Source organism: Caballeronia glathei, assembly GCF_000698595.1.
Lineage (GTDB): Bacteria > Pseudomonadota > Gammaproteobacteria > Burkholderiales > Burkholderiaceae > Caballeronia > Caballeronia glathei.
On sequence record NZ_JFHC01000016.1, the window covers coordinates 42,899 to 55,554 of the forward strand.

The window sequence follows — 12,656 nt, forward strand, 5'->3', positions numbered from 1 at the left end:
TTTCCTCGGCGAAGGGGAGGTGAATCAATGGCCGGCGGGCGTGCGAACTGACGTCGTGCCCGAATTCGGCCCCTGACGACTTCGAGGTGCAGCGACCCTCGGTGCACAACCGGATTACGGGTGCGCCCGATCAACGCAAGCGCCATGCCATGCGCGTGGCGTTGTGCCAAACGCCGCCGGGCATTCGCTCACGTGCCGCTCATGCGTTGTTACGAAGACATTCTGTAACCCTCCAGCGCCTCGCGAGATGCGTTTCGCCCGGGCTTTTTCGCGGCTTTCGCGAATTCGCCGGCAAGCGCGGGACCCGTATGTTCGATCAGAAAGCGGAGAAATGCATGGCACGTCGGGCGCAGTCGCTTGCGCTCATAGGGACGATCGGCCACGCGCGATCGATGGGCGTTCCGTTCACCTGGAGGTTCGCGATCTCGCGCGTACGCAGTTCCAGCCTTGGCGTATGCAGGGATACGAGGCTGATGCCCATGCCTGCCATCACCGCCTGCTTCACCGATTCGTTTCTGTCGAGCGTGACGATCCATGCCGGTGTGAAGACGTGATTGCGCAACGTCTGTTCTGCGACGGTGCGCGTTCCCGATCCTCTTTCGCGCAACGGGAACGTCTCATGGCGCAATTCCTGCAAGTCGAACTGCTGCGCGGTGACGAGCGGATGCTGCGGCGATGGCGTCGAGTTAGCGCGGCGATGAGCTTCGGCACGAAGTACTTGAAGTGTACGAACCAGATTTGTCATGGTTCGCTCTCGGTGAGCAGGGTCGGGAATGCGCCGGAAGCCGCAACGTAATGTTCGCTTATAGGATGGCTAAGAATAACTTAGTTGGATTGAATCATGCTCTGACGTACCTTCGAATTAACAGACGGTACGTTTCCGGTGAGGCCGCTCGATGTTTCATATGAAGATGCCGGCCACGGCTCGCGAGCAACGAGACAACATACGCAAGGAGGAACGCATGGCCGTATCGCCTGGGCACTCCGCTGACGAACTGGCGCGGCTTCACGCCGCCGCGCGTGGGGCGTATCGCCCCGGCGACTTCGCCACCCCCTTCAACCATCCTGACATGAGACGACCATGCACGAACGCCATATGACCTTGCCCGAGTTCCTTGCCGGACAGTTGCGCGAAACCGTCGATGAAACCGACCGCTCGGGCCTTCAGGCCCTGCTACAGGACATCGCCGGGGCCGTGCGCGCGGTGACGTCGATTGTCGCGCGCGGCGCACTCGGCCACCATGGCGGCGTGGACGGCGGTGCTGACGGTCAGGGCGAGGAACGCAAGCATCTGGAACTCGCGGCGAATGCGATATTCGTCGCGATGTGCGAGCGCAACGCATGCGTGGCGGGGCTGGTGTCGGAAGCCACGAATATCGCGCGAGAGACGGGCCCGGGTGGCGCGCGTGGCGAGTATCTCGTCGTGCTCGATCCGCTGGACAGATCGTCGAACACGGGCCTGAATGTGGCGGTCGGCTCTATTTTTTCGGTGCTGCGCAGGCGTGCGGGCCAGCCGGTTTCGGATGGTGCGTTTCTATGCAACGGCCGCGAGCAGCTTGCTGCGGGCTATGCCATCTACGGGCCTTCGACGATGCTCGTGCTGACCGTCGGCCTCGGCACGCACGGCTTCACGCTGGATCGTGACGCGGGCGCTTTCCTGCTCACGCATCCCTTCATCCGCATTCCTTCGCCGGCAACGGAGCTTTCGATCAACGCCGCGAACGAACGCTTCTGGGAGCCGCCGGTGCTGCGCTATGTGCGCGAGTGCCGGGCCGGCAGCGCAGGCGAGCGCCAGCAGGATTTCAGCGCGCGCTGGGTGGCGTCCATGGTCGTCGACGTGCATCGGCTTCTGATGCGCGGCGGCGTGTACCTGCAGCCGCGCGATCGTCACAGGGCGATCCACTCCGGCGGCCTGCGGCTGCTGCATGAAGCGAACCCGATGGCGTTCATCGTGGAGCAGGCGGGCGGTCTCGCGAGCACCGGGCGCGGGCGGATCCTGGATGCCGTGCCGGATGCATTGCATGACCACGTGCCCGCGATTCTCGGTTCGAAGGCGGAAGTCGAGCGGCTTGAACGCTATCACCGTGAATACGACAGCGGCGTGGACAAGCCGTTCGTCTCTCCGCTCTTCAACGAACGTTCGTTGTTCCGTCCGGAGGCGCGTATCTGAATGCAACCCGCGAGCGACCCCGGGGCCTGCGCGAAGCGCTTCACGGAAGACGCGTGGCCGCGCGCAAATGCCGTGCGCCAACGAAGCCCTGTCAGATGAGAGATTCACCATGTCGATCAAACACCCGATCGTGGCGGTCACCGGTTCGAGCGGAGCCGGCACCACCACCGTTATGAAGAGTTTCCAGCACATCTTCCGGCGCGAAAAGTTGAATGCGCAGATCGTCGAAGGGGACGCGTTTCATCGCTACGACCGCGCAGCGATGCGCTTCGCAATGAAGGACGCCGAAGACAGCCGCAGGCAGTTCAGCCACTTCGGTCCTGAAGCGAACCTGCTGGAGGAACTCGCAGCGCTCTTTCGGGAATACGCGCAGAGCGGCCGGGGACGGGTGCGCAAGTACCTGCACGACGAGATCGAAGCGGCGCAGTACGGGCAGGACCCCGGCACGTTCACCGAGTGGTTCGGCATCGAGGGCGAGACCGACCTGCTTTTCTACGAAGGGCTGCACGGCGGCTACGCGGGTCACGGTATCGATGTCGCGCAGCATGCGGACCTGCTGGTCGGCGTCGTGCCGATCATCAATCTCGAATGGATCCAGAAGCTGCATCGCGACAAGAACCTGCGCGGCTATTCGCAGGAGGCGGTCATGGACACCATCCTGCGCCGCATGCCCGACTACGCCCATTACATCTGTCCGCAGTTCAGTCGCACGCACGTCAATTTTCAGCGTGTGCCGACCGTCGACACGTCGAATCCGTTCACCGCTCGCGACATTCCCACCGCCGATGAAAGCTATGTCGTGATCCGCTTTGCCAATCCCAAGGGTATTGACTTCCCCTATCTGCTCACCATGTTGCGGGATTCGTTCATGAGCCGGCCGAACGTGATCGTCGTTCCCGGCGGCAAGATGGGGATCGCAATGCAGTTGATCTTCACGCCGATGATCCTTCAGATGATCGACCGCAAACGGCGTGCCGTCTGAAGCATGCCTCACCGAGAAACCACAGGAGATACGCCATGCAAGTCATGCCACGCAACCTGCCCGTCGATGCCGTCTTGTTCGACCTCGACGGCACATTGCTGCATACGTCGCCGGATATCGGGCGCGCGCTGAATCGCGCGCTCACCGAACGAGGAATCCCGCCGATCGCGCCGGATGCGGCGCAGGGGCTGATAGGCGGAGGGTCGGCGGTGCTCGTCCAGCGGGCGTTGAGCCTGCTCGGGCGCGACGACGAGGCGCATACCCATAGCCAGGTTCTGCGCCGCTATGAACTGGCGTACGAGAGCATTTGCCAGAGTCCGGACGGCCATCTGACGCAACGCTGCCCCGGCCTCGAAGCCGCGCTCGAGCAACTGCGCGGGATGGGGATCAAGCTGGGTGTGGTGACCAACAAGGAGATGCGCTTTCTCGAGCCGCTGCTGCTGCGCTTCGGCTTGTCGGGATGGTTCGATATCGTCGTGGACGGAACCGCCTGCGCGAAGCGCAAGCCGGACCCGGCTCCGCTCCTGCACGCCTGCGACGCTCTCGCGGTGGAGCCGGCGCATACGCTCTTCGTCGGCGATTCGATTTGCGACGTGCAGGCCGCGCAGGCCGCCGGCATGCCGGTCGTCTGTGTCAGCTACGGGTACAGTGCGGAACATCCGGTGGGGGAGTTGCCCTGTCTGCGCGTCATCGACGATCTCACCGAGTTGCCTGAGCTGATCGGAGGCCAGCCGCAGTTGCGCAAGGCGCGGCGCCCGGCGCCTGCTGCCTACGCCGCGCAACGCAATGACGATCAGCCCGGCTATCTGATGTAAGACACGTGGCGCGTCACGGCTTGATGTGAACGCGCTTCATCTTCCGGTACAGCGTGTTGCGCGTGACCCCGAGCGTGATCGCCACCTGGCTCACATTCCAGCGGTGCTTTTCCAGCAGCGCGAGCAGCGTTTCGCGCTCGCTTTGCAGGATGGCGTTGAGCGCGGGGGCGCTGGCCGGGCAGGCATCGTCTGCTTCCATCTGCACTTCGGTCGATGCCTGCCGTGTGCCGTGTTTGGAAGGAGGAGGGCGTTCTGCGCTGCCACGCACGATATCGGCAGGCAAGTGCTCGCACGTGAGCACCGGCCCGTCGCACAGTGCGGCAGCCATGCGCAGCACGTTGCGCAACTGGCGAATGTTGCCGGGCCATGCACATTCGAGCAGCGCGTGCCGCGCTTCCGGGCTCAGCGAAGGCGCGCCGTCAGGGGCATCCTCTTCGAGCAGATGACGGATCAGTGCGAGCTTGTCCTTGCGCTCGCGCAGCGGCGGTATGTGCAGCGCGGTGCCGTTCAGGCGGTAGTACAGGTCTTCGCGGAACTGGCCGGTTCGCACCAGCTCGCCCAGGTCCCGATGGCTTGCGCTCACGAGCTGAAAGTCCACCTTGATGACGGTCTCGGAACCGAGTTGCGTGACTTCGCGCTCTTCGAGCACGCGCAGCAGGCGGGCCTGCAGCGTGAGCGGCATGTCGCCGATCTCATCGAGAAACAGCGTGCCGCCATCGGCTTGAAGAATCTTGCCGCGTCTGCCCTCGCGCTGTGCGCCGGTGAATGCGCCGGCACGATAGCCGAAGAGTTCGCTTTCGATCAGGTGCTCGGGCAGCGAAGCGCAATTCACGGCGACGAATGGCCCGCGATGCCGCGAGCTTGTCGCGTGCAGCGCGTTCGCGAGCACTTCCTTGCCGCTGCCTGTCTCGCCGTGCACGAGAACGGCGATGCCGCGCTCGATCATGCGCTCGCCGAGACTGAACTGGCCGGCAAGTTCGGCATCGCCGAATTCGACACGCGGCACGCCGGCGCGACGTGTGCGTTCGGCGGCCTGCCGCGTGCCGGCGCGCGCGGAGCCTGTCCGCTTTTCCGCTTCGGCGGGTTCGACCACCCTGGCCGCATGACTGCGAGGCTCCTGTGCCACTACGAAAAAGCGATTCGAGGCATGCGCGCGGAAGATCGCAACAGGGTGGAACGAACTGCGCGCGCTGCGTCCGACGATGTCGGAAAGCGATGCGTTGAAGATGTCGGTGATGAGCTTGCCGGCCACGTCGGCGAGCGACGAGAACCCCAGTTGAAAGAGGGCGCTTCGATTCGCGCCGAGCACGGTGCCATCGTCGGCGATCGTGAGCTTGCCCGCGTGCAGCGTATTGACGAATTCGGGCCTGCTGTGAAAATGCAGGACATGCGAGCGCGCGTGCCGTGCATCGAGCAGCTGGTTCTCGATCATCTGCCGCGACATGCCGACGAGCACCAGCGAGTGCTGCTGCAACAGTTGCGAGCGGCTCGTGACATCGAGCGCGCCGACGATGGCGCCGCGTTCGTCGAGGACGGGCGCCGCCGAGCAGGTCAGCCCCGTGTAGCGCGAATAGAAGTGTTCATGCTGGCGGACGGCGACTGCCTCGCCTTCCGCGAGGCAGGTGCCCATGCCGTTGGTGCCCGCTTCGCGCTCGCTCCACACCGCGCCGACGCAAAAGCCCCAGTCCTCGACCTCTTCGGCGAATTCCGTCGAAGAGACGAGATGCAGGATCACGCCATCGGCATCGGTCAGCACGACCGCAAGCTCGGCGTCGCCGAGTTGCTGGTAGAGCGTCGCCATTTCGAGTTTCGCGCAGCCGATCAGGTCGGCGAGCGGGCCGCGCCGCGCGGCGAGTTCGGCGCTCGTGAGAACGGGCGGCGTACGCCACGCGTCGGGACGAAGGCCATGGTCATCGACACAGCGCGTCCACGACCGGATGATGGGTGCGCTCGGTTCGAAGCGCCCAAAACGACGCACCCGCTGACGCACGATCTCACTGACGCGGCTGTCGTGTTCCTCCAGGGACTGACATGATTCCATGACACGTATCTCCGAATATTGGCCGGCGGGCGGACGGCACCCTCTGGCCGATTATTCGTTGACGAATTGCGAGCGGCAATACACCTCGATGGCCTACTCCCCGGGAGGTAGGGGGAACCCCCAATGGCAGGCGCCGGCGTGCCGATGCCGCGCACGGCATCGGCCAGGAGGAGGGTCGCGCAGGCCGCCTGTCAGTGGTTGCGCTGCTCATGCTCGTGCCGCCAGACGACGGCTTCGAGCCGCGAGTGCAGGTCGAGCTTTCGCAGCACATGCTTGACGTGAACCTTCACGGTACCGACGCTGATGTCGAGCTTGCGCGCGATCGCCTTGTTGCACAGCCCGCCGACGAGGTAGTCGAATACTTCCAGTTCGCGCGCCGTGAGATCGGTTTGCGTAGCGGGAATGCGCTGGCCGCCGGAGAGCGCGTGAACGAGGCTGCCCGTGACGGCTTCGCTCAGCACCGCGGTGCCCTTCAAAGCCTTCTGAAGGCACACGCAGAGGTCCTCGGGGTCCATGTCCTTGAGGAGATACCCGTGCGCGCCGGCGCGCAGCGCGGCCACCACATCGCGTTCGTTATCGGACACGGTCAGCATGATGAAGCGCGACTCGACGCTTGCCTGGCGCATCAGATCGAGCGTCTCGATGCCGCTGACCTCGGGCATGTTCAGGTCGATCAGAATCACGTCGGGTTTCAGGCGCACCGCCATGTCGACGCCCTCGCGTCCCGACGACGCTTCACCAACGACGGAAAACGCGGGATTCATCTGGATCAGTTGCGCGACGCCCTTGCGGAACAACGCGTGATCGTCGATGAGAAGAACCGTATTGGGGGACATTCTCTTATCTTCCTTGGGCTCATTGACCAGACTGCTTGTCTCTTACTGGAACGGCCTGTGCGCAGTCTCTTGCGGCGTTCGTCGCGCATTTCGTGCGTGATTTCGCGTTCGATTTCGAGCTGCGGCTTTTTTCTGCCGGATAGTCTAACCGCGGACGGCATGCGAAGAAAAAAACATCTCAAAAAATTTTTCCGGACCGGCTGCCATTCGGCGACCCGGCCCGCTTGCTGGTTTTTTCCTCAGAAGTGATTGCGCAGTTCTTCGCCGATCTCGAAGATGTCTCCGACGATGCCGTACTTCGCAATCGTGAAAATGGACGCTTCGGGGTCGGTGTTCACGGCGATGATGTTCTCGACGTGCTTCATGCCCGCCATGTGCTGCACCGAGCCCGAGATACCCATCGCGATATAGACCTTGCAGTTCGCGGCGGTCTTGCCGGACTGCCCGACCTGATGTGCTTTCGGCAGCCAGCCCGAGTCGGCAATCGGCCGCGAGCAGCCGAGCGTCGCGCCTACGGCATCGGCCAGTTCCTTGAACTGTTCGACGTGCGTCTCTTCCCCGATGCCGCGGCCGACCGACAGGATGAAATCGGCGCCGGCGATATCGACGTCGCCGCCCGCAGCCGGCTCCTCGAATTCGGTGTGCGTGCTGCGCTCCGCGACCGGCGGCGCAGCGAACGAACCGAGCACGGCAGCGCCGCCCGCGTCGGGCGCCTTGAACGAGCCGGGGCGCAGCGTCACGACGACCGTCGCCCGGCCCGGAAACTCGATCTCCATATTGACCTTCTGGCCGTAGCCGGAGCGCGTCGCGAGCCATGCGTCGCCGTCGCGCGAGAGACCGAACGCGTCGGTCGTGAATCCGTAATTACCCTTGGCGGCGAGCGGCGCGGCGTAGCCGAGCGTATCGATGGTGTGCGGCAGCAGCACGAGCGAGGGCGAGCGATCCTGAATCAGCGCGCGCGAGACGGCTTCGTACGTGTCGGGGTCGAACGCGTCGCTCGCGGTTTGCACCGTCAGGATTTCATCGACGCCAGCGAGCTTCAGCGCCTCCGTGAATGCGTCGGGACGGGCGCCGAGCACGGCCACTGTCAGGCGTTCGCCGCTTGCTTCTTTCGCCTGCACGGCGGCGCCGAGCACTTCGAGGCTCACGGGCCGCACTTGCCCATGACGATGTTCTACGAGAACCAGAATGCCGCTCATCACGCTTCTCCTCTGAATTCCTTGATCAGGCTCGCAAGGCGTGCGGCCTGTTCGGCGGGGGTGCCGTCGATCATCTGCGCGCGGCCCAGTTCCGGCACGTACACGCGACGCACGCGCGAGAGCGATCCGGCGGCGCCGGTTTCGCCGGCGGGCACGCCGAGTTCGGCGGGCGAGAGCGTTTCGATCGAACGGGCCGCTGCCTGCTTGATGCCGCGCAGCGACGCGTAGCGCGGCGTGTTGATGCCGAGTTGCAGCGTCAGCACGGCCGGTGTCTGCACCTTGACGGTGGCGTAGGCGCCGCCTTCGAGTTCGCGGCGCACGGTCGCGCACGGCGAGCCGGGGCTGTAGTCGAGCCCGGCCACCACCGCGGCGTGCGGCCAGTCAAGCAGGCCGGCGAGCGCCATGCCGGTCGCGCCGTAAGCGTGGTCGGATGCCTGCACGCCCGCGAAGATCAGGTCCGGCGCCTCCTTGCGCGCCAGCGCGGCCAGCACGCGGGCAATGCCGACCGGGTCCGCGCCTTCGAGGTCGTCGCTCCAGATCCGGATCGCGCGATCCGCACCCTTCGCGAGACACTTGCGCAGTTCTTCGTCGGCGCTGTCGGGGCCGACGGTCGCCACCACGACTTCGATGCCGGCATCCTGAGCGCCTTCCTTGAGCCGCATCGCCTCTTCGAGTGCGTAGTGATCCCATTCGTTGAGGTCGAAGACGTGGAAGTCCGCTTCGACGTCGCGGCCGTCGTCGCGCAACTCGAAATCCTCATCGAGCGACGCAACCTGCTTTATGGTTACGAGTATCTTCATCTTGGCTCCATCATGTTCGTCGGGTCATGCACGGGATGCTGCTGTAAATCGTGGGCTGTGATGTTCCTGTGGGCGAGACGAGTGGCGGGGGACGTCTGCGGCGCGAGCGTGCGGCCGAAGTAGCCGAAGATGCGCATGCGCGCTTCGCTGTCCGGGTCGAGGCGCATGCGCCAGCGATCGGCGTCGGTGAGATTGGGATGCTCGAACACAAGCACGCGATGCAGCGGGTAGCCCTCGTCGCGCAGCGGCAGCAGGACGCGTCGCGTCGCCTGCCGGTTGAGGATCACGGCGCGCCGCACGTCAGGCACGTCATGTTCGGCGAGCCGTGCAAGGCGTGCCTGCGATGTGGCCGGATTGCGCGCGACGCCGCAGAGCACGTCGACGTCGGTATCCCGCGCAAGCTGGTTCAGCACCGCGCGGGGCGGGTCGTCGCGATAGGCGACGCCCGCGCGCACCCACGCCACATCGTCGGTGGCGAGCAGGGCGAGCAGGCGCGCGGGACAACGCGGATGACGGCTCGCCGCGCGCCGCACCCCGGATTCCTCGTCCTGCACAAAGCGGCTGAGCCATTCGACCGGGCACGCGGGATTGCGCGCGAGCGAGCGGCGCACCCAGGCGTCCGCATCCCCCGCCAGCCAGTCGACGACCCTCGGTGCAACGTCGGCGCGCGCGGCCACGGCGCGTCGCACGGCGGGTTCGGCGTCGAAGCAAAGCGCGATCAGCGCGCCCGCCGGCGTGCCCGGGTTGACGGCCGCGGCGCGTCGCACGGTGGCGTCGTCCTCGCGGGCGAGCAGCGTAAGCACCTCGGCGCTCGTGCGCGCATGAAGCGCCACGCTGCGTTTCTCGGGCACCGACGCGGGAATCGACCGCAGCAGCGCATCGGGGCAATACGGATGGCGCAGCACTTGCGCGCGTACCGCATTCGCGCGCGTGCTGTTCCATAGACGCGTGAGCGTTTCTTCGTCGGTGGCCAGGTGAATGGCGAGCAGGCGCTGCAGCGTCGCGATGCCGCGCTGTTCGAGCTGCGTCAGGAGATCCGCCGGTACATCGACGTTTTCGCACAGGGCGCGCAGCACCGCGAGGTCTTCGGTTCGCGAGGCGATCGCGGCGAGCAGCGCGTGCGGCGCGTTCGCGTGGCGAGCGAGCAGTTGCCACAGACGCCAGGCTTCATCAGTTTCGCCAGCGTGCGCAGCCAGCGCTTCGAGCGCCCGGCCAGGGGTCGAAGGATTGCGCGCGAGGCGCACGCCAAGCGTCGTGTCGCTGCTTTCATGCGCGACGGCGGCAAGCCGCGCGAGCACGGCGGCAGGCGCGAAGGAGAGCGTGGCGAGCGCGAGCCGGTCGCGGCGCGTATTGAAGAGCCGCGCCCCGAGCCGTTCCTGGTCGTGGCCGCATGCGTACGGATAGAGCGCGGCCGCGCCGTACAGGTCGTCGGCTTCGAGGGCGAGGCCGACCAGCTCGCGCCAGTGCCGCCTTGGCGTGGCCGCGACTGACGGCGCCCGGGCGGCAGGATCAGCGAGCGCGATTGGCCGGATGGGGATTTGCGGAGTCGACATGTGCGCCGGTCTCTGTGGCGGCTCACGCGAGCACGGCTTTGCGCTGGTCGTCCGATACGGGGCCGTCTCCGGCTGCATCGGCAAGACTTTCCGCGACCAGTTCGATGAGTTCGCGCACGACGAACTTGCCTTCGTAGCCGCTCGTCTTCAGCGCGTCCTCGAACATCGTCAGGTCCTTGGGGCAGCACACGACGAACACGTCGAGCCCTTCGATGCGCGCGGCTTCGTGCATGCGCAGTTGCGACGGCTTTTCGACGCCGACCGGATCGCTCATCCAGATCCTCCCGCCGCCCGCGCCGCAGCAGAATGAATTGTCGCGTGAGCGCGGCATCTCGACGAGGTCGCAGCCGAGCGCGGCGAGAATCTGGCGCGGTGCGTCGTAGCCCTTGTTGAAGCGGCCGAGATGGCACGGATCGTGGAAGGTCACGCGATAGTCGAGCGAACGCCTGGGCCTGATCGTGCCTTCGGCGATCATGCGGGCGAGAAGGCTCGTGTAGTGCTCGATTTCGTACTTGCCGCCGAAGTCCGGGTACTCGTTGCGGATCGTGTTGTATGAGTGCGGGTCGGTCGTCACGATGCGTTTGAAGGTCGACTTGCCGAGCATCGCGATGTTGTTTTCCGCCAGCAGTTCATAGAGCCCTTCCTCGCCGACGCGGCGCACATCGTTGCCGGCGTTCGATTCACCCTCGTAGAGCAGGCCGAAATCGACGTGTGCTTCATGCAGCAGGGTCGCAAAGGCCCGCGTCACGCGCTGGTTGCGGGGGTCGAACGAGGCATAGTCGCCCACGAACCACAGCATGTCCACCGGCTCCTTGCGCGCGTCCTTGATCTCGAAGGGCAGGGGCTTGGCCCATGCCGCGCGCTTGCGCTTCGATTCGTTGAACGAGTTGCCGTTCTTGTGGATGGCCTGCAGGGTCTTCTGCACTTGCGGCTCCATCTCGCCGTCTTCGACGAGCTTGCGGCGCAGCTGCACGATGATCGGTACATGTTCCACCGCTACCGGGCAGATTTCGACGCACGCCATGCAGGTGCGGCACGACCACACGGTCTCCATGAACACCTGGCCGATGCCCTTGCCATGCACGTCGAGCTTGACCTCGTCGGGCAGCGTGTTTTTTTCGAGCGCCTCGTTCGCGAATTCGCGCAGCGACAGGATCACGTCGCGGGGCGAGAGCGGGGCGCCTGCCGCATTCGCCGGACACGCTTCGTGGCAGCGTCCGCACTTCGTGCAGGCGTCGAGATTCAGCAGATGTTTCCACGTGAAGTCGGTGATGGCCTTGTAGCCGACGCTCTGGCTCTCCGGCGCGATGCGCGGCAGCCGTTGCGCGGCGAGCGGATCGCGCATCATCAGCGAGCCCGACGCCGTGAAAATGTGCTTGATCTTCGTGTACGGAATCAATGCGATGAACGTGAGGGCGAGCAGGCCGTGGAACCACCAGAGGCCCGTGCGCAGGATGGATGCGCCGGACGATCCGAGCCCTGCGGCACGCAAGAACTCGGCAAGGAGGGCGGCCACCGGCGACCACCAGCGCGTGTCCCATACCACGGCGCGATCCTGCAGCCACACGAGACGCAGCGCGCTCAGCACGAAGCCGGTGATCCCGATCAGGATCAGCGTCCAGAGGAACGCCCAGTCTTCGCGACGGTACCCGCTGCGGTCGTAATCAGGATCTGCGGGCTGGCGGTCGGGGCGCTTGTAATCCAGCTTGGGCGGCTTGATCCAGCCGCGGCGCACCATCATGTAGATGAGGCCGCCGACCAGCGAGACGCCCGCCAGGTTCATCGCCAGCTTGAAGAACAGATAGAAGTTGCCGTTCCAGAAGTGGTAGCCGAAGACGCGCGCCGTAATGTCGTAGTCGACGGTGACTGTCGCCGTGCCGATGAAGAGCACCGCGAAGCCGTAAAAGATCATGCGGTGCGCGCGGCCGGCCGCCGGATCGCGGCGCGCGATCGTGCGGTGGTCCGCTACGACCTTCATCATGTCGGCGAATCGTGCGCGCAGGTCGATCGGACCGGCGACCGGCCGCCCGCGCCGGTACTTGCGGATCTGGATATGGACGCCCCACGCGAACACGGCGATTGCGGCGATGCCGACGGCATAGAAGAGCCCGATCGCGAACGAAGGGAAGTTCTCGAACAGGATGCGCGTCACCGAGGCCTTGTCGAAATTCGATGCTGTCAGCATGGGTCGTCCATTGAACAGGTGAGAAGTGGTTCGTCGCTATGCGTTGCTTATGTCGTGGCTTCCTTTACGCCGTTT

The 12,656-nt window shown here is 65.2% G+C and carries 10 protein-coding genes; 3 read left to right on the forward strand and 7 right to left on the reverse strand.

What is annotated here, in order from left to right; genetic code table 11:
• Window positions 1-316 precede the first annotated feature (316 nt).
• A complete protein-coding gene (locus BG61_RS12710; protein ID WP_051672466.1) occupies window positions 317-745 on the reverse strand; it encodes a LysR substrate-binding domain-containing protein in 429 nt (142 codons plus the stop codon).
• A 336-nt stretch (window positions 746-1,081) separates the two neighbouring features.
• Between BG61_RS12710 and BG61_RS12715 the strand changes: the two genes are divergently transcribed.
• The 3 genes from BG61_RS12715 (at window position 1,082) to gph (ending at window position 3,967) form a co-directional block, all read left to right on the forward strand.
• On the forward strand, window positions 1,082-2,170 hold the full coding sequence (locus tag BG61_RS12715) for a class 1 fructose-bisphosphatase (RefSeq protein ID WP_035937786.1): 1,089 nt from the start codon (window positions 1,082-1,084) through the stop codon (window positions 2,168-2,170).
• A gap of 109 nt (window positions 2,171-2,279) precedes the next feature.
• A complete protein-coding gene (locus tag BG61_RS12720) occupies window positions 2,280-3,152 on the forward strand; it encodes a phosphoribulokinase (protein ID WP_035937785.1) in 873 nt (290 codons plus the stop codon).
• Window positions 3,153-3,187: 35 nt separating this feature from the next.
• Complete coding sequence (gene gph, locus BG61_RS12725; protein ID WP_051672467.1) at window positions 3,188-3,967, forward strand: phosphoglycolate phosphatase; 780 nt, start codon at window positions 3,188-3,190, stop codon at window positions 3,965-3,967.
• Window positions 3,968-3,980: 13 nt separating this feature from the next.
• Here gph and BG61_RS12730 read toward each other — a convergent pair whose 3' ends face one another.
• The 6 genes from BG61_RS12730 to BG61_RS12755 all read right to left on the reverse strand — a co-directional run bounded on the left by BG61_RS12730 (window position 3,981) and on the right by BG61_RS12755 (window position 12,581).
• Window positions 3,981-6,008 carry a sigma-54-dependent Fis family transcriptional regulator gene (locus tag BG61_RS12730; RefSeq protein WP_035937783.1) on the reverse strand — a complete coding sequence of 676 codons (2,028 nt, stop codon included), beginning with the start codon at window positions 6,006-6,008 and terminating at the stop codon, window positions 3,981-3,983.
• 191 nt (window positions 6,009-6,199) lie between these two features.
• Window positions 6,200-6,844, reverse strand: a complete 645-nt coding sequence (gene narL / locus BG61_RS12735; protein WP_035937782.1) for a two-component system response regulator NarL — start codon at window positions 6,842-6,844, stop codon at window positions 6,200-6,202.
• Window positions 6,845-7,083: 239 nt separating this feature from the next.
• On the reverse strand, window positions 7,084-8,043 hold the full coding sequence (locus BG61_RS12740) for an electron transfer flavoprotein subunit alpha/FixB family protein (protein WP_035937780.1): 960 nt from the start codon (window positions 8,041-8,043) through the stop codon (window positions 7,084-7,086).
• Window positions 8,043-8,843, reverse strand: coding sequence for an electron transfer flavoprotein subunit beta/FixA family protein (locus BG61_RS12745; protein WP_035937778.1), 801 nt, complete (start codon window positions 8,841-8,843; stop codon window positions 8,043-8,045). The genes BG61_RS12740 and BG61_RS12745 overlap by 1 nt, the downstream gene beginning before the upstream one ends.
• Window positions 8,840-10,396, reverse strand: a complete 1,557-nt coding sequence (locus BG61_RS12750; RefSeq protein ID WP_051672468.1) for a hypothetical protein — start codon at window positions 10,394-10,396, stop codon at window positions 8,840-8,842. Before BG61_RS12750 ends, BG61_RS12745 begins: the two co-directional genes overlap by 4 nt.
• Before the next feature lie 22 nt (window positions 10,397-10,418).
• Window positions 10,419-12,581, reverse strand: a complete 2,163-nt coding sequence (locus BG61_RS12755) for a heterodisulfide reductase-related iron-sulfur binding cluster (protein ID WP_035937776.1) — start codon at window positions 12,579-12,581, stop codon at window positions 10,419-10,421.
• Window positions 12,582-12,656: the final 75 nt, after the last annotated feature.

Bases quoted from the DNA above. Each gene is read 5' to 3' on its own strand.
- BG61_RS12750 (WP_051672468.1), bottom strand. From the start codon at position 10,396: ATGTCGACTCCGCAAATCCCCATCCGGCCAATCGCGCTCGCTGATCCT.
- gph (WP_051672467.1), top strand. From the start codon at position 3,188: ATGCAAGTCATGCCACGCAACCTGCCCGTCGATGCCGTCTTGTTCGAC.
- BG61_RS12710 (WP_051672466.1), bottom strand. From the start codon at position 745: ATGACAAATCTGGTTCGTACACTTCAAGTACTTCGTGCCGAAGCTCAT.
- BG61_RS12745 (WP_035937778.1), bottom strand. From the start codon at position 8,843: ATGAAGATACTCGTAACCATAAAGCAGGTTGCGTCGCTCGATGAGGAT.
- BG61_RS12740 (WP_035937780.1), bottom strand. From the start codon at position 8,043: ATGAGCGGCATTCTGGTTCTCGTAGAACATCGTCATGGGCAAGTGCGG.
- BG61_RS12715 (WP_035937786.1), top strand. From the start codon at position 1,082: ATGCACGAACGCCATATGACCTTGCCCGAGTTCCTTGCCGGACAGTTG.
- narL (WP_035937782.1), bottom strand. From the start codon at position 6,844: ATGTCCCCCAATACGGTTCTTCTCATCGACGATCACGCGTTGTTCCGC.
- BG61_RS12755 (WP_035937776.1), bottom strand. From the start codon at position 12,581: ATGCTGACAGCATCGAATTTCGACAAGGCCTCGGTGACGCGCATCCTG.
- BG61_RS12720 (WP_035937785.1), top strand. From the start codon at position 2,280: ATGTCGATCAAACACCCGATCGTGGCGGTCACCGGTTCGAGCGGAGCC.
- BG61_RS12730 (WP_035937783.1), bottom strand. From the start codon at position 6,008: ATGGAATCATGTCAGTCCCTGGAGGAACACGACAGCCGCGTCAGTGAG.